Source organism: Haladaptatus sp. R4 (genome assembly GCF_001625445.1).
Lineage (GTDB): Archaea > Halobacteriota > Halobacteria > Halobacteriales > Haladaptataceae > Haladaptatus.
The window spans coordinates 57614-76127 of sequence record NZ_LWHG01000011.1 but is presented as its reverse complement, the minus strand read 5'-3'; the positions used below and the strand labels follow the sequence as shown (position 1 = coordinate 76127).

At 59.2% G+C, this 18514-nt stretch carries 14 protein-coding genes; 8 read left to right on the top strand and 6 right to left on the bottom strand.

Annotation, left to right across the window (positions count from 1 at the left end; genetic code table 11):
• The first annotated feature begins 716 nt into the window (after window positions 1-716).
• Window positions 717-2213 carry a Cdc6/Cdc18 family protein gene (locus A4G99_RS04065; RefSeq protein ID WP_066139759.1) on the top strand — a complete coding sequence of 499 codons (1497 nt, stop codon included), beginning with the start codon at window positions 717-719 and terminating at the stop codon, window positions 2211-2213.
• A gap of 137 nt (window positions 2214-2350) precedes the next feature.
• On the opposite strand, the gene A4G99_RS04060 is transcribed toward A4G99_RS04065, so the two are convergent.
• Window positions 2351-2593 carry a ferredoxin gene (locus A4G99_RS04060; RefSeq protein ID WP_066139756.1) on the bottom strand — a complete coding sequence of 81 codons (243 nt, stop codon included), beginning with the start codon at window positions 2591-2593 and terminating at the stop codon, window positions 2351-2353.
• Window positions 2594-2660: 67 nt separating this feature from the next.
• On the bottom strand, window positions 2661-3413 hold the full coding sequence (locus tag A4G99_RS04055; RefSeq protein WP_066139754.1) for a nucleoside phosphorylase: 753 nt from the start codon (window positions 3411-3413) through the stop codon (window positions 2661-2663).
• A gap of 123 nt (window positions 3414-3536) precedes the next feature.
• On the opposite strand from A4G99_RS04055, the gene A4G99_RS04050 reads away from it, so the two are divergent.
• The 7 genes from A4G99_RS04050 (at window position 3537) to A4G99_RS04020 (ending at window position 13924) form a co-directional block, all read left to right on the top strand.
• The gene (locus A4G99_RS04050; protein ID WP_066139752.1) at window positions 3537-5795 is read left to right on the top strand and encodes an ATP-dependent DNA helicase; all 2259 of its coding nucleotides are present in this window, start codon (window positions 3537-3539) and stop codon (window positions 5793-5795) included.
• Window positions 5792-6280 (top strand): KEOPS complex subunit Cgi121, encoded by a 489-nt coding sequence (cgi121, locus tag A4G99_RS04045; RefSeq protein ID WP_066139749.1) that lies wholly within the window; start codon window positions 5792-5794, stop codon window positions 6278-6280. The genes A4G99_RS04050 and cgi121 overlap by 4 nt, the downstream gene beginning before the upstream one ends.
• 62 nt (window positions 6281-6342) lie before the next feature.
• Window positions 6343-6720 (top strand): hypothetical protein, encoded by a 378-nt coding sequence (locus A4G99_RS04040; RefSeq protein WP_066139746.1) that lies wholly within the window; start codon window positions 6343-6345, stop codon window positions 6718-6720.
• A 333-nt stretch (window positions 6721-7053) separates the two neighbouring features.
• Window positions 7054-8679, top strand: a complete 1626-nt coding sequence (locus A4G99_RS04035; RefSeq protein ID WP_066139743.1) for a right-handed parallel beta-helix repeat-containing protein — start codon at window positions 7054-7056, stop codon at window positions 8677-8679.
• A gap of 372 nt (window positions 8680-9051) precedes the next feature.
• Entirely contained in the window at window positions 9052-10473 is a 1422-nt protein-coding gene (locus A4G99_RS04030; RefSeq protein WP_066139740.1) for a right-handed parallel beta-helix repeat-containing protein, read from the top strand.
• Window positions 10470-11996, top strand: coding sequence for a flippase (locus A4G99_RS04025; protein WP_066139736.1), 1527 nt, complete (start codon window positions 10470-10472; stop codon window positions 11994-11996). Before A4G99_RS04030 ends, A4G99_RS04025 begins: the two co-directional genes overlap by 4 nt.
• 146 nt (window positions 11997-12142) lie before the next feature.
• The gene (locus A4G99_RS04020; RefSeq protein ID WP_066139735.1) at window positions 12143-13924 is read left to right on the top strand and encodes a hypothetical protein; all 1782 of its coding nucleotides are present in this window, start codon (window positions 12143-12145) and stop codon (window positions 13922-13924) included.
• Here A4G99_RS04020 and A4G99_RS04015 read toward each other — a convergent pair.
• From A4G99_RS04015 to A4G99_RS04000, 4 genes are read right to left on the bottom strand one after another with little or no spacing between them, the layout of a single operon-like run.
• Window positions 13894-15060 carry a glycosyltransferase gene (locus tag A4G99_RS04015; protein ID WP_066139732.1) on the bottom strand — a complete coding sequence of 389 codons (1167 nt, stop codon included), beginning with the start codon at window positions 15058-15060 and terminating at the stop codon, window positions 13894-13896. The two genes, A4G99_RS04020 and A4G99_RS04015, sit on opposite strands and share 31 nt — an antisense overlap.
• Window positions 15061-15064: 4 nt before the next feature.
• Window positions 15065-16114: an NAD(P)-dependent oxidoreductase gene (locus A4G99_RS04010; RefSeq protein WP_066139729.1), complete on the bottom strand. Its 1050-nt coding sequence runs from the start codon at window positions 16112-16114 to the stop codon at window positions 15065-15067.
• The gene (locus A4G99_RS04005) at window positions 16089-17258 is read right to left on the bottom strand and encodes a glycosyltransferase family 4 protein (protein WP_082837698.1); all 1170 of its coding nucleotides are present in this window, start codon (window positions 17256-17258) and stop codon (window positions 16089-16091) included. The genes A4G99_RS04010 and A4G99_RS04005 overlap by 26 nt, the downstream gene beginning before the upstream one ends.
• On the bottom strand, window positions 17255-18505 hold the full coding sequence (locus tag A4G99_RS04000) for a glycosyltransferase family 2 protein (protein ID WP_066139726.1): 1251 nt from the start codon (window positions 18503-18505) through the stop codon (window positions 17255-17257). The genes A4G99_RS04005 and A4G99_RS04000 overlap by 4 nt, the downstream gene beginning before the upstream one ends.
• Between the last annotated feature and the right edge of the window lie 9 nt (window positions 18506-18514).

The following is an 18514-nucleotide window of genomic DNA, read 5'->3' as shown; positions in this document are numbered from 1 at the left end:
TTGCGGTTTGGATCGCGATCCATCACCGTTTGAATTCGATACTGTTCTCCACGACTATCTCCGATATCGATCCCATTCCTCCAATTTTCCTTCCCTCTCCAGTCGAAACGTACGGGTACGAACACTGATTCCGAAAGGGAGTCTCGAATTGTCCGCTCGGTATCGCTATCTTTCCTTGTACCTTCCAACCGACCCGCCGACCCCGTTCCGCCGTTCAGCATCCTCCCTCTTTCAGCACCCACCCTCTTTTTCAACCTCAAACCATCCCTCAACCTCAATCATCTCCCACCCCACGCCCATACCTTCCACTCTCCTCCTCTCTACTCCCTTCTCTCCAACCACATTTGTCCCAACTTCACTTCTTCCACTCCGTTTACTTCTTCAATCTTGGTTTCCGATCTATCTTTTCGATCTAACCTTCCGATCTATCCTCCCAACTATTCTCATCAAGCTATCAATTCTTCTTTCTCTGGTCCCGGTAATTCGAGCCGAAACGATGCCGTTTCAGCGTGAAACGTGCAAAAAACCCTTTTTCGTTCATCATTCGATCGATGAGAAAGATTTTAGTACTGTGCTGTACCTCTTTTTCATCTGCATCAACTGGACGCGCTGTTGCTTCTCCGGGAAGTAAATCGGGACGCTATTCCCCGCTTCCTCCCGTCTCTCTCCGCACGGCGTGCAATTCCAGTGGAAACAAAGGGGTACACAGCCGACGTATGTCAGACGAGAATACAGACTCGCCGAACGAACGAGACGGCCACACGAGTCGTGGTTTCGAGGGTATCGATTTGGACGATGTCGTCTTGGACGACTCGGACGAAGACGGAAACCACGGCCTGTTCGACGACCTGCTCAGTGGCGAGCCGATTTTCGAGAACAAGGAAGTGCTTCGGCCTTCCTACACGCCACACGAACTACCGCACCGAAAAGAGCAGATCAACCGCATGGCGACCATCCTCGTCGCCGCACTCCGCGGTGAGACACCATCGAACATCCTGATCTACGGAAAGACCGGTACCGGAAAGACAGCGAGTGCCAAATTCGTCAGTCAGGAACTGGAACGCACGTCACAGAAATACGAGGTTCCCTGTGAGGTCGAGTACATCAACTGCGAGATAACCGACACGCAATATCGCGTCCTCGCACAACTCGCCAACAAGTTCATCGAGAACAACCTCGCCGAAATCGAGGGCCGAATCGAAGAGCTACAGGATATCCGCGATGGCGTCGCTGCCGAGTCCCAACAACTCGAAAACATCGACTTCTCGTCGCTGACGGAAATCGAGGATCGAATCGAGGAACTCGAAGCCGACGCAGAGGAAATCGAACCCGTCCCGATGACCGGGTGGCCGACCGACCGCGTGTACAACACCTTCTTCGAGGCCGTCGACTATCAGGAACGCGTCGTCGTCATCATGCTGGACGAAATCGATAAACTGGTCGAGAAATCCGGCGACGATACCCTCTACAACCTTTCGCGGATGAACTCGGAACTCGACAACTCGCGGGTGTCGATCATGGGTATCAGCAACGACCTGAAATTCACCGACTTCCTCGACCCCCGCGTCAAATCCAGCCTTGGCGAAGAAGAAATCGTCTTCCCGCCGTACGACGCGAACCAACTCCGGGACATCCTCCAGCACCGCGCGGAAGTGGCGTTCAAGGAGGACGCCCTCTCGGACGACGTGATTCCGCTGTGTGCTGCGTTCGCCGCACAGGAACACGGTGACGCTCGCCGCGCGCTCGACTTGCTCCGAACGGCGGGCGAACTCGCCGAGCGTGATCAGGCCGAGCGCGTGGAGGAAGGGCACGTCCGGAAGGCACAGGACAAGATCGAACTCGACCGTGTGGTCGAAGTCGTCAGAACCCTTCCCACTCAGTCGAAACTCGTCCTCTTCTCGACCATCTCGCTGGAGAAAAACGGCGTCCACAACATCAACACGGGCGAGGTGTACAACGTCTACAAACACCTCTGCGAAGAGATCGACGCCGACATCCTCACCCAGCGCCGCGTCACCGACCTCATCAGCGAACTCGACATGCTCGGTATCGTCAACGCCGTCGTCGTTTCGAAGGGTCGGTACGGGCGGACGAAGGAAATCAGCCTCTCGGTCCCGATCGACGAAACGGAGGCCGTCCTCCAGTCCGATTCACGACTCGGCAACATCGACGACATCCAACCGTTCATGCAACAGGCACGGTTCGATAGCTAACCCCGCTACCGCCGTCAAATCTCGCGGTACAAAAATTTCGACTGCACGAATATCTCGCCGTACTCCCCTCGTTTCCACTCGAAACACTCCCCTTCGATCGTTTTATTTTCTAACTAACTAGTGACCGTCCGTCGGTATCAGACGATCTGTTCACCGTCGTCGTCGTACACCTTGATGGCGTCCACGGGACAGACACGGGCGGCCATCTCGGCGTCGAACTCCGCCCCCTCGGGAACGTCGCGGACGAAGATTCCTTCCTCCTCTTCTTCGCTGTCGAGCAAATCGGCTTTGCCTTCCTCGCGGTTTTCCACGAACTGATCCCATTCCGCGGTACATTGGAACATTCCCGTACAGGTGTTCCGGTCGTATTCGATCTTCATACGTACTCCTCCGATGTGTGCCCTCAAAGGGATGACGGAGCGGCTTTCGAGAACGGTGAAATACCCCTCACGAAACGTACCTTCGAAGCGCTTCAATCGTTGGATCGAGCATCGATGGAAGGGTGGACTGTTCGTCGGAATTCGGCACCCATTCGTCGGCCGTGAGATAGTCTCCGATTTGGTGGACGACACCCGCATCGACGCCCCGATACGCCGCAACCGCGAGCAGGGAAGCCTCCGCCATGCCGAGCGACAGAACACCCTCGTTCGCGTAGTGTTCGATTTCGGGAATCGTCTCGCGGTACATCGCACCCATCGACCACGTCGGTCCGCGGTGTGTCTCGATTCCGGCCGCGGCAAGCGCGGAATCGAGATGATCGGTCAGCTCCGGCGTCGATTCTACCTGCTCATCGCCCGGCAAGTAATGATACGAGATTCCCTCGTCGCGGATCGCGCGCGTCGGCAAAATCGCGTCCGTCAGTGGGATGTCCGTCTGCAATCCGGCACAGCCACAGAGAATGCAAACGACTTCGGCTCCCGCCGCAATCGCGTTTTCGGCGACGATTCCCGTCACCGTCGGGCCGATACCGAACCCCCCGATGAATCCCACGTTTTCGTCCAGCAGTTGCAGTTCCTGACTCCGAACGTAATTCACGCTCTCCGTCGCCCGGTTCTCCGCCGCCGAACGCAACTCGTCCTCGAATCCGAGGATGACCGCTTTCGGCATGTCGGGCAACGCTCCGCCATGAGCGTCAACCGCATCCTCCGGCGAGAACAGCGCCGGAGCATCGTACTTGTCGCCGTAATTCGGGATTTTCATATCTCAACTGTATAGCGAATTGAAAAATACCTTCGCACCGTACGCACCCGACAGTTTAAACGGTAAGACGCGCCAAACGATGGTAATGACCGGACTCGCACCGCGCACGCAGGGTGAGCGTGCGTGAACGTCGCCGATTTGACGGGCTTGCCGGACGGCGTTCCCGAACATTTTCAGGCGCAAGGAATCGAGGAACTCTACCCACCACAGGGGGAGGCCGTCGAGGCGGGAATTACCGACGGCGAGAGCATCGTCGCCAGCATTCCGACGGCGAGCGGCAAGACGTTCATCGCTGAACTCGCCATGCTTTCGAGCGTCGCCCGCGGCGGCAAAGCCCTCTACATCGTTCCCCTCCGCGCACTCGCCAGCGAGAAGAAGGAGGAGTTCGAGGAGTTCGAACAGTACGGCATCTCCGTCGGCGTCTCCACCGGCAACTACGACAGCGACGGCGATTGGCTCGCCTCGAAGGACATCATCGTCGCCACGAGCGAGAAGGTGGACTCGCTCGTTCGGAACGGCGCGAAGTGGGTGGACGACCTCTCCTGCGTCGTCGCCGACGAAGTCCACCTCGTCAACGACGCTCACCGCGGTCCGACGCTCGAAGTCACGCTCGCCAAACTTCGACGCGTCAACCCGAACCTCCAGACCGTCGCGCTGTCGGCGACCGTCGGTAACGCCGAGGAGATGGCCGAATGGCTCGACGCAACCCTCGTGGACTCGACGTGGCGTCCGATAGACCTTCGAAAGGGCGTCCTCTACGGGCAGGCGCTCCACTTCGACGACGGGACACAACAGGAACTGGCGCGCGGAAACGAGAAGGAAACCGCCGCACTCGTCCGCGACACGCTCGAAGACGGCGGATCGTCGCTCGTGTTCGTCAACTCCCGTCGGAACGCGGAGGCGTCGGCGAAACGGCTCGCGGACGTGACCAAGACCCATCTGACCGACGAGGAGCGTCGCGGACTCCTCGACATCGCCGATCAAATCCGTGACGTGAGCGACACGGAGACGAGCGACGACCTCGCCACTGCCATCGAGAGCGGAGCGGCGTTCCACCACGCGGGACTCGCCAGCGAGCACCGGTCGCTCGTGGAAGACGCGTTCCGCGACAAACTCATCAAGGTCATCAGCGCGACGCCGACGCTCGCGGCGGGGGTGAACACCCCGAGCAGGCGCGTCATCGTCCGCGACTGGCGTCGCTACGACGGCGACATCGGCGGCATGCAACCGCTCGACGTGCTCGAAGTCCACCAGATGTTCGGACGCGCGGGACGTCCCGGCCTCGATCCGCACGGCGAAGCGGTGCTCATCAGTAAGAGTCACGACGAATTGCAGGAACTGTTCGATCAGTACGTCTGGGCCGACCCGGAACCGGTCCACTCCAAACTCGCGGCGGAACCCGCGCTCCGAACCCATATTCTCGCCACCGTCGCGTCCGGGTTCGCGGGGACGGAGGAGGAACTGCTGGACTTCCTCGAACGGACGTTGTATGCGACCCAAACCGACGAGACGGGCCGACTCGAAACCGTCACCCAGCGAGTGTTGGACTATCTCGAACGGAACGGCTTCCTCCAACGCGACGACCGACTGCGTGCGACCGGACTCGGCCACCGCGTCTCGCAACTGTATCTCGACCCGATGAGTGCCGCCGAAATCATCGACGGCCTCCGGGAGGCGGAGGGCGAACCGACCGCCCTCGGTCTGTACCACCTCGTCTCGCGTACGCCGGACATGTATCAACTCTATCTGCGCTCCGGCGACCGCGAACGATACACCGAAATCGCCTACGAGCGCGAACCCGAGTTCCTCGGACACATGCCCTCGGAGTTCGAGGACAACGCCTTCGAGGACTGGCTTTCCGCGCTGAAGACCGCCCGCCTGCTCGAAGACTGGGCGAGCGAACTGGACGAAGACCGCATTACCGAGCGCTACGCCATCGGCCCCGGCGACATCCGCGGCAAGGTCGAGACGGCACAGTGGTTGCTAAATGCGGCCGAACGATTGGCCGCAGAACTCCAGCGCGACGATGCCGAGGGGATTCCATCCGCGACGACGACCGCCGTCAGGGAGGCGCGAAAACGCGTCGAGTACGGTGTCGAGGAGGAACTGCTCGACCTCGCTGGCGTCCGAAACGTCGGTCGAAAACGCGCCCGTCGGCTGTACGAAGCGGGTATCGAGTCGCGGGCTGACCTCCGCGAGGCGGACAAATCGGTCGTCCTCGGTGCGCTCCGCGGCCGGAAGAAGACGGCCGAAAGCATCCTCGAAAACGTCGGACGACAGGACCCATCGCTGGACGACGTCGAACCCGACACGGAAACCGCGGTGGCGAGCACTCGGGCGGCCAACGACAGCGGCCAGCAGAGTCTCGGTGATTTCGAATGAAACTGGTCGAAGGACGGGTGACGATCACGGACGTAAACGACTTCGTCGCCCGCCTCGGGTCGATTGGCGACGAGTTCGACTGTGCCGTTCAGGCCTTCGACGCAGACTACGTCGCCGGAAGAGCACATCTCCAATCCGCGGTGGACCACGCGAACCGCTCGTTCGAACGCGGCGAGAACGTCGCTCACGACCGATCGGTCGAAATCCTCCTGTACGCGGCGGGCCGTCGCCAGATCAATCAGGCGCTCGCGATGGGTATCTCGGAGGGTGAACAACGCGTCGTCGTCGTGGTCGATGGTGAGCGGGAACGACCCGCCGCGGATGCCGTCTCCGAATTGGTGACTCCCGTAGAGACGCTCGGAACCGCGACCCGCGACTCCGTGTTCGAATTTTTCGATATTTCGGAACGGGAAGTAGCGACGACGACTGCCGACCTCGCCGACCTCGTCTGCGAACGAGTTGCTTTGCTCGAAGTGGAGAAGTAGGTTGACGGTGGCCGATTTCGATGGCCAATATGAATTTCAAACGTCGCCGTGTACCGCTTCGTATGCCCGACGACCACGACGCCGAACGTGTACAGGACAGTGCGCGGGACCGACAGCGCGAACGGGTCGAGCGCGTCGAAGACATGCTGGGCGACGCGGGTCGAATGCTCGGAGAACACAAGTATCCGACGACGAGCGAGGAGTTGGCGACCGAATACGGCGACCAACCGCTCGACCTACCGAACGAGACCGAAACGCTCGGAAGCGTCTTCGACCGACTCGTGGACGAGCGCTTCGAATCGCCAGAAGAGGTACGAGAGGCTGTGTACAACGAAATATCGGGCGATGCCGGTGGCATGACGGAGTACAACGAGGAACGTGAACTACGCGAGTTGGACGACGGGGAAACGAGTTCGGAATCGAACGTCGATCAGGGGTAAACTGTCGAACGTTCCAGTTGAAACGAAGGGGTAATCGGAGAACGCTTCGTGACCGAACCGACCGTATTCGGTTTTTTACCTGCGGATACCGTCCATCACCGAAAGTGAAATAGAAACAACTGTTTTCCGTGTTGATAGCGAACCCTGTCTCTAGGTGGGGGATATGAGGGCACGAACATCGCAGTTGGAAGCTATTGACCGCAGAACGTTTTGTCGTCTGATCGCGGCATCGTCAACTGGACTACTTTTGAATACCGCGAAATTGGAGTCTCGGTCGATGATCGGGTCGCGAGAACTCGGATACGGACGAGACGGATACGGACAGGGTAAATTGTGACCGATAATCATCGGTACAACACGCCGGAACCCGGGATAACCGACTGGCACGTTCCGCTCAATCAAAATTTCGAACGGCTCGACAGCGATGTCGAGATACGCGACAACGAAGAGATGCGAGGGTCGTATGCACCTAAACTCGGCGCAAAATTTCTCGCGACGGATACGGAAAACGAATTCGTCGGTGATGGTGAAAAGTGGCGACCCTTGCAGTCGTCCGGCCGGTCGCCGACCTTCGAATCACTCTCGGTCGGCACGATCCAGTCGACGTCCTTAGGCGGGACGCGAACGGTTTCGACCGAGAGCGAACTACAGGACGCGGTACACAGCGGGGGAACGGTCATCGTTACCGACGACATCACGCTCACGAGCGCGATTTCCGCTCGAATCGAATCCAAACTGGAAATCAGCATCGAAGGTCACACGCTGAAACGTGCGCCCCGAACGAACGACCACATGCTGGACTTCGAGTTGTCTGATTCTGCGAGCTTGACTCTTTCCGGTGGTTTCATCAATGGAAACAGACCTGAACAGGATTTTCCCAGCATGAAACAGGACGAGGTTCGCGTCACTGGGGGGTCCAGCTTTCGGGCCAACTCCGTCACCGGACTCTACAACACCAACTTCATGTTCCGAATCACGGACGTGGACTCGGTGCAGTTCCTTCAACCGACGATACTGACGTACACGAATCGGATCGCGAACCCGTCGGACGCGGGCGGACTCGACGGGATTCACACTTACGACTGTAGCCGTGTTTCGATTACGGGACCGATAATCGTCTCCGGCGACGACAGCATCGCCGTCGGGGCGATAAATCGCTCGGTCGGCCGGGTATCGGTCACTGGTGGCGTTTTGAGCAGTCCGATTCACGCCAACGGTCTCAAGCTACACATCGAAGAAGAGGCGGATTCGACTATCTCGATAGACGACATCCTGATAACCGCGGCAATCATCGCCTGCAAGGGACACGGTATCCAACTCGTGAATAACTCACCGCGGGCCAAGGGTCGCGGCCGATCATTGTCCATCAACTCGATCATCGACGACGTCGTCGAGGATGGCATCAACTCTATCATCCCGATGGAAGCGACCATCATTAACACCGAGATAACGAACGTCGGTAATCACGGCATCAACTTGACCGCTGGTGGAAACGACCTAAAAATCGTCTCACTCACCAGGAACTTCCGGGAATCGGGCGTGCGCCTCCAAGGTTTCTCGAACGCGTTCATTCGCTCGACCATCGATGCGGAGGGGGGACAGTACGGAATCACTCTAGATTCGGTGACAAACGCCCAAATCTCCGCGATCATCGATGGACCGACGCAGGCCGGTGTGTACGGCTTGAACTCCTCTCACGTCTCGGTCACGAGTTCCATCATCCACGGCTGTAACGGGCCGCCGATTCTGTCCATCCGCGATTCGAACCACTGGACGATCGTCGGCTGTGACGTGTACGGAAACACGACGAACTCGTTCAAACTCACCGGATCAAATAATTTCACGCAGGCGAACAACATCGAAGGGGGTGGATTTCATTTCGATCGGGCAGAGCACCAAACGAGTTCGTACGCGGACATCAAACCGCCCATCCCTCGGTTCTTCGAGAACGACGAATAACGAGACGTGGACAAGCAGCGGTGAGTAACGATGAATATCACGTCTGTATCGCGTCCCTACTATTCAGCTGGGCGACACAAACGACGATAGTTCACGACTGAATCGCTGAACCGTTGGGGTCATTCATTCCCGTCCGGAGCGTGAACCGGACGATGAATCGACTGGGCACGCTCGTTTTCCTCATCTGTTTGGTAGTCGCCGGGCAGGCGGCAGTCACCGCTGTGACCGCAACCTCACCGAATCAACCGACGAGTACACACTCTATCTCGTCGTGCACCGTCATCGACGAATCCGGCGAGTACGTTTTGACGACGGACGTACAGAGCGATGCCGACCACTGTCTAGACGTTCGCGCCACCCACGTCACGATACGTGGGGAGGGTCACGACATCGTCGGTCCGTCACCCGATTCCGAACTCGTTCGGCGTCTTCGTCAACACCTCGAACGTCCGTATCGAGGATCTCGGCGTCCGGAATTGGGGCGAGGGCATCGTACTGTACCAAACCACCGCCAACACCCTCGATGGCGTTTCAGTATCCGACACGGACATCGGCGTTCGAACCTTGGAGACGGCTCGAACGAAAATTCGAAACGTGTCCGTTTCCGGGAGCGAGACCGACGGCATCCACCTCGAATCGGACGGGGGGACTCGCATCGTCGGAACGACGGTCTCCGGTAGCAACGAGACCGGGCTGTTCGTCCAGAACTCGACGAACACGACGATTTCTAACCTCGAAAGTAATGAAAACGAAATCGGCGTCGAACTGGAGTACTCTGACGGAACGCACCTCGACAGCAGTACCGTTAGTGACAATCAGGAGTACGGAGTGGCACAAACCTATTCGAACGACGTTCGACTCACCAACGACGTGGTCGGGAACAACGGGGAGGACGGCCTTCGAATCCGACTTTCGGAAGATTCGGTCATCAGGAACGTCACAGCCCGAAGAAACGGTGATTCAGGTATCTTTGCGTCGAACGTCGGAAACGTGACCATCGGCGATACCGTCGCCGATATGAACGATGTGGGCATCGTCGTCCTCGAATCAAGTGTCGTCGAGGTGGAGGGCGATTGGGTTTGGAGCAACGACAACGAGGGAATCCTCATCGACCGTTCTACCGACACCTCGGTCACCGAGAACATGGTATCGAACAACGAGGACGGAATCGTCCTCCAGTTAGCCAACGGAAACTCTCTTCGAGACAACACCGTCCAGAGCAACGAGTTCGACGGTCTCCTCTTAAACCGCGCGCTGAACAACACCGTCGTCGGAACGACGGCGACGAACAACACTGACGGAATCGTCGGCATCGAAGTGGAAAACGATATCTTCGCACGAACCACGACGACCAGAAATCGTGAGTCCGGTCTCCGACTCCTCCGCGCGAGCCACAACGTAGTCCGCAACAGTACGTCGAACGACAACGGGGAGGCCGGATTCGTCCTCGAACGAAGCGAACGGACGCGACTCGTGAACGACGTTGCGAACTCGAACGACGACGGTGTTCTGCTCGATCAAGCCGGGAAAAACCATCTCGTTCACGTCGTTGTCCGGAACAATACGAACGGCGTCAAATTCCGGTTCTCGGGACCGAATCGAATGTTCAGAACGGTCCTCTCCGGGAATCAGTATGGACTCGTCTTCCTCGAATCGGGCGACAACCGCGTCGTCAACACCGTCTCCAGGAGTAACGCGGAAAACGTCCGTCGAATCCGGTCGAGCGGAAATCACCTCGTGACCGAATGCGTCCGGAAGAAACACCCATCCGGACGATTCTGTGAGAAACAATGAAGAGCGGACTTTACGGGCGACTCTTCAGCGGGGGACTCATCATCCTCGTCGGAAACGTGCTGGGGATGGGTATCGCCTTCTTGACCCGTATCGTGCTGGCGCGACTCCTCGGCGTCAGCGGCTACGGTATCCTTGCGTTTTGCGTGTCGCTTCTCGAACTGCTCGTTCTCCTCACCAGTCTCGGGTTGGAAGAGGGCGTCGCGCGGAACATTCCCCGCGCCGAAGATTCCGGTAGTGTGTTCCTGACCGCCGTGGAGGTCGCTTTCGCTACGGCGGTCGGCGCGGCAGTCGCGCTCGCACTTCTTTCGAGTATCGTTTCGCGTCTCTTTCTCGTTCCGAGCGCCGTTCCCGTCGTCATCCTCTTTGCCCTCGCGCTTCCGTTCCAGTCTGTCGTTTGGCTGTCTCTCGGCGGCTTTCGCGGAATCGGGGACGCGTCCCGAATCGCATTCGTGCAGAACGTCGTGCTCCGAGGCGCCATCATCGTTCTCGCCGTCGCTGGCATCTACCTCGGGTACGGTATCGTCGGAGCGGCCGCCGGATGGGCGCTCGGGACCGCGATTACCGCCGGTCTCTCCATCTTCATTCTCGTGCGGGAGACCGACTTGCTCTCGTCGACACAGCGAACCTTCACCCGTCTCTCCGAACACACGGGTCCACTGCTCCGGTTTTCGGTCCCGCTCGTCATCGCAACGGCGGCGTGGCAACTCATTCAGGCGACTGACGACATGATCATCGGATACTCGCTTTCCCCCGCTCAAATCGGAGTATTCGACGCGGCATTCACGACCGGCCGAATCATGCTCCTCTTCGTCTGGTCGTTCTCGGCGCTCTTCCTGCCCATCTTCTCGCAACTGGACGACGAGGACGCGGACACCGAGGAGATGTCGCGTCTTTACACGCTGATGGCGAAGTGGGTCGTCGTCCTCACGCTTCCCATCTTCCTGTTCGTCGTCGGCTTTCCCGAGGCGATAATGACCGCCCTCTTCGGCGATGCGTACGCGTCCGGCGGACTGGTGTTGGCCATCGTCGTCGTCGGTTTCTTCGTCGAGGTGGCGACCGGAATGACCCGCGCGGCGCTGACGGCCATCGGCGACACGCGGTTTATCTTCTGGACGACGACCGGAACCCTCGTCGCCAACGTCGTGCTCGGTTTCCTGTTGATTTCGTCGTTCGGTATCGGTGGTGTCGCGGCAGCGACTGCGCTGACGTATGCCGCGCTTAACGTCGCTTCGGCGGTGCGGTTGTACCTCGTTCGGGAGTTTCACGCGATTTCGAGTGCACTCGTTCGCGTCACGGTATCCACGACCGTCCTTTTCGCCCTGCTGTACGTCGCCTTCGGGTCGTGGATTCGGTCGTCGCTGTTAACGGTGCTCCTTGCGGGAATGGGGTTTTACGCCGTTCACCTCATCGTGTTCTTCGCTGTAGGTGGACTCGAAACGGAGGACATGACCTTACTGCGACAGTACACGAGCACGATTCCGATCAACTTGCAGCCGCTGTTCGATCTGCTTGAGCGCGGATGATATGAGAATGAGTGTCTTTGTCACGGTCGGCGGACGAAACCACCACACAACGACAGCCTACCGGTCCGTAACGAGTTGCCGTTTCATTACCCATGCAGTCGTCAATCGCTCCCGGCGAAACGACGCTCCTCCGATATCGGTAGACGATGAAGCGAATACTCACAACGCTTCGACGGCGAACACGGGATGCGTACGATCAGCGGATTCATCCGCTCTCGTGGCGCGAGCGACTCGGTCTCTGTCTCCTGCTCGCCGCCTGTCTCGCCGTCGTCGTCAAGGCGATGCTCGTCCCGCCGCTCGATGACCCGTGGGCGTACTCGCTGTGGTACATCGAGGAGTGGCTTCTCTCGCACGGATTCCACCTACCGACCTGCGGATACGTCTCGTCGGTCGGCAACTACGACCCGTACTGGGGGAAGATCTGCGTCGATATCGATACGCCCGCCGCGGCGTATCTTTCGAGCGGTCTCACGGCACTCACGGGACTGGATTTCGTCCATCGCTGGACGCGATTCTTCCTGCTGACGCCGCTCGTGAAGTTCGTCGTCGGCTACCTTCTCGCGTCGCTGTACACCGACGACACCCGCTATCGAACCCTGTGCGCGACGGCTATTTTCCTGATGCCTGACTATTCGCCCCTCTACATCACCGAAGCGCGAGGGCTTTCGTTTCCCATCACCCTGCTTGGATTCTACACGACGATTCGCTGGAGTCGTGAGGGCGGGCGCTGGTTTTGGACCAGCGCAGGTATTCTCGCGCTCACATCGATGTTCTACCTCCCTCGTTCCCTGTTGCTCCTTCCATTCATCTTCGTCATCGGCGTGCTTCGCTGGCGACGCGACGGGTCGCGGCGGGACGTCGTCCTCGGAACCGTCGTCGGCCCGCTGATCCTCCTCGCGCTTCACGGCGATCGACTCTCGCATTCCGGCGGCGAGTTCACGGGGTTCGATTTCAGTAACACGCTGGGCGTCATCGGCAGTCGGTTCGGCTTCGGTACCGTTCGTCCGGTCCCGTTTTTGCTCTCGTGGCCGCCGTACGTGATGATAATCCTCGTCCCCGTGGCGCTCGTTAGCGCCGTCAGCGCATTCCGTGCGCTCTCCCGTGAGGGTAGCCAGTTTCTCCTCGACGAGCGCATGCTGTGGCTCTACAGCGTCCTCGTGGTGTACATCCCCGCCGGACTCTCGGTGAGTTTTTTCTGGACGCGGATTTTCTTCGAGGCTTCGATTCCCGGCCTGCTGGTCGCCGTCGGCGAACTCGATTCGCTTTCCCTCCCCGGGAGCGTTCCGACTTACATCCCCTACATCCCGCGTTTCGTCGCCGATCACTCCGGGTACTCCCTTCGATCCCGCGTTCCGCACTTTTCCCTACCAGCACGAATCTCTCCCTCCCGCGACCGAATCGCTCGCTTCGCCCACGTGACGGGATACGTCATCATCGCGCTGATGGTCGTCGGAAACTTGCTCGTTATCCCCGGTGTCTGGACGTTTCCGTATCGTGGCGATTACGACAAACTCGTGAACGGAATGCATCAGAACGGCGTCGAGCGCGGCGACCCCATCTTTACGGACTTGAAAACAGGCGCGTATCTCGTCGGCATGGACAGATACGAAATCGTCTACCGTAACACCGACGATTACGACCGACAGGGCCTCGTCGACGTCTGGTACGGAACGAACGCGACGGCGGCTTGCGAGGAGATGCGGTCGTACGGCGCTGATTATTTCATCCTTAATCGAGAAGTATCTACGCAGGTAATCTACGTGGAAAACTACCAACGAAAGCCGATAAATCGCTCCGCGTACCTGAAGTTCGACCGTAGTCCACTATTCACCCCGGTCGTTCGGCAACCGGAGTTCACGGTATTCCGAATCGACCGCGGTTGCCGACCGTCACAGTCTCAGCGCTCCGCTTCGACGAGGTCGGCGTAAACGCTCAACACCTGCTCCGCATTCGTTCGTGCCGAGTACCGCTCTTCACACAGCGACCGACAACGATCGGACAGCGGATCGTCTTCCCAGTCGAGTACATCCCGAATTCCCTCGGCAAGCGCGTTCGGGTCGTGACGTGTGACGACTTTCCCGACACCAACAGATTCGATGTCGTTCGCTACACCGACGATGTCCGTCGAGACGACCGGCGTTCCGGTCGCAAGCGCCTCCAAGAGGACGAGGCCGAACCCTTCTTGATCGGGATCGGTCGACGGGAGGACGAACGTATCCGCCGCGTTGTACGCTGTCACCAGTTCGGCATCCGGAATACGTCCGACGAATCGAACGTGATCGTCGATGCCGAGTTGCCGTGCCTCGGCTTGGTACTCGGCCCGAAGAACACCGTCACCGCCGACGACGAGTTTCGGTGGCATTTCCGTGGTTTCAGCGAGCGACGCCATCGCCGCTAACAACACGTCGAGACCCTTGTACCGATGATATTCGTCCAGCGCGCTGAGAAAGAGCACGTTGTCACGATCGGACGCGAATCCGAGCGACCGCTTCGCTTCCGATGAGACGGACATCGGTCGGAACCGACGAATATCGACGCCGTTGGGGATGCACTCGACTTTCGAACGAACCGATTTCAACGGGCGTGCCCGCCGAAGGTACGACTGCTGTGTAGTGATGACGCTGTCGGTTAGGTGAAGCGTCGTCGGGAGCGGAATGTTGTTGTACGCGCTTGCCATCACACTCGCGACTCCGGTTCCAATGACGTTGTTGTGGTACGTGAGCACCGTCGGCGTTCGGGTGACGGCACCGACCAACGCGCTCAAATCGGCACTCCACGGCGTCGGCATGTGGGTGTGTATCACGTCCGCTCGGGCCGCCTCCTCGTACACCGCACGCGGAAAGTGTGGCGTTATCGGCGTGTTTGCCAGATGGCCAGCCACCGGTAGCCGTCGGATTCGAACCGAATTTTTGACCTCCTCGACCGGAGTCTTCGAATCCGACCGCGCACAGAGCACGGTCACGTCGTGTCCACGCTCGACCAACTGGTGTGAGAGCGTGGCGACGTACTCCTCGACACCTCCGATAAACGGATGATATCGCGGCGGAGTCTGTAGTATTCGCATTCCGCTATCGCTCTCTTTCAGTTGGTTCGATATCGGGTGCCGTCTTTTCTTCTCCCTCCCGCTCGACAGGCTCTCCCGCTCCGGCCGGTATCGGTTCGCGTTCCAGCAAGTCGTCCAGCCCGTCCACGAACGACAGCCGTGGTTCCCATCCGATTTCGGTCCGGATACGCTCGACGTTCGCACAGAGATGCTGACGGTCGGATTTGCGAGTTCGTTGCTCGGTTTGGGTGATTTCGATGTCCTCGCCGAGTAGCCCGCCGACGTAGCCGACGACCTCACGGACCGAGCATTCGGTTCCCGTACCGACGTTGAACGCACGATAGGTCCCATCGAATCCGTCCGAGAGCGCGACGAGCGCGTTCGCAACGTCGCTCACGTGGACGAAGTCACGCTTCGGCGTGAGATTTCCGAGGGTCAGCGTCCGGTCCCCCTCCCGTAGCTGATCGAGAATTGCCGGAATGAGGTGCGGGTTCGTCTCGTCGTCACCGAAGACGTTGAACAACCGTGCCGCGACGCAGGAAACATTCTCGTCTTCCATATCGTTCGCAAACAGTTCGAGGAGGTCCTCGCCGACGAGCTTCGTTTGGCCGTAGATGTCTATCGGCTCGACCTCGTCCTCTTCCCGGTTCGGCGCGTCGCCCGGCGGGTACACTGCAGCCGACGACGCGAAGACCACGGATTCGAGGTCGTCGATTTCGCGAGCGACGCGATAGACGTTCCGCGACCCAATGACGTTCACGTCGAACGCCTCCTCGGGATGCTCGTTGCAGTACGGAATGTAGTGGAGCGCGGCGAGGTGTACGATCCGTCGCGGTCCGACCCCCCGCACGAGACGACGGAATTCGTCGGAGCGGATATCTACCTCGTACAACGTTGCCCGGTCGGGAACGAGGTCCCTGCTTCCCGCAAAGCAGTTGTCCACGACGTGGACGTCCCACCCCGATTCGAGCAGGCGTTCGGCGACGTGTGACCCGATGAATCCCGCACCTCCCGTTACCAGTACGCTGTTTTCTTCCCCTGTTCCCCCTTCACTGTTTGGCGATTGTTCTGTCATACACTGTCTCCATTTCCGCGACGATTCGATCCCAGTCGTGCCGACGGGCGAACTCGCGAGCGTCCTCGCTCATCCGGCGACGCAGTTCGTCGTCCGCAACGAGCGTCGCCACTTCCCTTCCCAGCGCGTCGGCGGAGAAATCGACGATACTTCCGGTAACCCCGTCTTCGACGACTGCTGTCCCCCCGTTGTCTTCGTGATCGACGACGATCGACGGCACACCGCAGGCGTTGGCCTCCAGAATCGTGTTCGGGAAGCCTTCCCGCGTGGACGGCAGGACGAACAGGCGCGCATCCTTGAAGTTCCCGATAACCTCCTCGTCGGACTCGACCGATCCGAGAAACGTGACACTCCCCGAGAGACCCAATTCACGGGCGTAGGCCCGCAACCGCTCGCTCTCCGGTCCGTCACCGATGATGCCACAATCGAGCTGCCGACCGAGCCGTGCTTCGGCGTCGAGAACGGCGTCGAGTAACAGATCGACGTTTTTGTGGCTCGATAATCGACCGACGTACAGGATATCCCAGTCGTTTCCGGCCGGTTCGACGGCGTCCACGCCGTAGAAGTCGATACCGTTCGGAACGACGTTGACTCCCTCGTCTCTCCCGATGGTCGCCAAGTTCCCGCGAACGAACTCCGAGATGGCGATTATCGTCGGCGGGAGCCTCGTGGTCGCCTGCTCGACCGTTTTGCCGAACACCCCCTTCCGACCGAGGTACTCGTACCAGTAGTCGTCCCACACTTCGTACCACGTCACGACGAACGCCGAGCGCCGAAGGAGTTGGTGGGCCTTCGCCGAGAAGCACGGAAAGTACGGAAACGACTGGCAGTCGATGACGTCGAACGATTCGCGGAGCAGCGGAACGGTCAGATGTCCCGCGAAGTACAGGGCTTGTGGAATCGAGCGCCGCTCCCCGGCGTACAGGTCCGCTGGCTCGCAGACGCCGTGCAGAGTCACTCCGTCCCGTTCGATGATCGACGGTCCGTCCCAGTACTGCATGCCGTAGAGGTGGACGTCGTGGTCGTCGGCCATCCGCCGTGCAATCTCCCAGACTCGCTTTTGTGCGCCACCTTTCACCCAGGGGTAGACGGCGTCGTACACGTACGCGATTTTCAGGCCGTCCTCGCTGGCGGTCGAACTCACGTCTCGAACACCCCCTCCCTCGCCAGCAGCGTTCGAGCGTAAAACCCCGTTGCGAGCATCTGGACGCCGATGATGGTGACTAGCAACCACACGACTTGTATCTCACTGATGGCGAGACTGTTCGGATCTCCTACATTTCGGCCGAGGACGGCGTTCCAAAGTAGTCCAATTCCGACGAGCGTGAGAACGAGTCCCGAATAGATCCCGTAATCCGGGTCTAACCGTTGGCTCATCCACTGTGTCGCAGTATCCTTTGGAAACCTGTCCCCGACAGTAGTCGCGGCGAGGAATATTCCGAGCGTCCCGATCTGCGTTCCGGCGACCGTCAGCACGCTCCCGACCAACAGCATCTGTAGGCCGAAGAAGAGGTCGATCGATCGACCGAGAACAGTGCCAACGAAGTGAGTGTTGGACAGCGAAAATCCGGTGATTACGACTCCAAAGAGAGCGATGATGAGCGCGGGAATGGACAGTAGATAGCCGGGCGCGTACAGCAACATGAACTTGACGTGCCGCCAGCCGTCGCGGAACGTGTTGAGCGTCGTCTCGCCGGTTCGCCGGTGATACGTTATCGGTACGTCCTTCATCTTCAGCCCTTTCGACCCCGCATCGACGACCATCTCGGTGGCGAACTCCATGCCGTCGGTTTTCAGTTCGAGCTGTTCGAGCGCATCACGCGAAATGACGCGAAATCCGCTGTGTGAGTCGGAAATCCCCGCATCGTAGAAGGTGTTCACGAACTTCGTCAACACGGGGTTACCGATGTGTTGATGGAGCCAGGGCATCGCACCGTCCTCTATCGTCCCCGAGAGACGGCTTCCGAAAACGATGTCCGCGCTTCCGTTCACGGCGTGCGGGAGCAGATTCGACAACTCCGTGAAGTCGTACGTGTTATCAGCGTCGCCGATGACGATGTACTCACCACGAGCGCGGTCGAACGCGTATCGATAGGCGTAGCCGTATCCCGGTTTGTCCGGACTGATGACGGTCGCACCCATCTCGTGGGCTATCTGCGGCGTTCTATCGGTCGAACTGTCGCTGACGATGATTTCGCCGGGTAGTCCGCTTTCCGCGATGGCCTCCCTCGCTTGCGCGATGCTCTCCGCGATACCGTCCTCCTCGTTTTTCGTCGGCAGAACGACGCTGAGAACGGGCACCGTCTCGTTGCTCTCCGTCCGCTCGTCGGAATCCTCTCCGATATCTTCCTCTCCAAAACTTGTCGAATTATCTTCTACATCAGTTGTCATTCTTCCTCC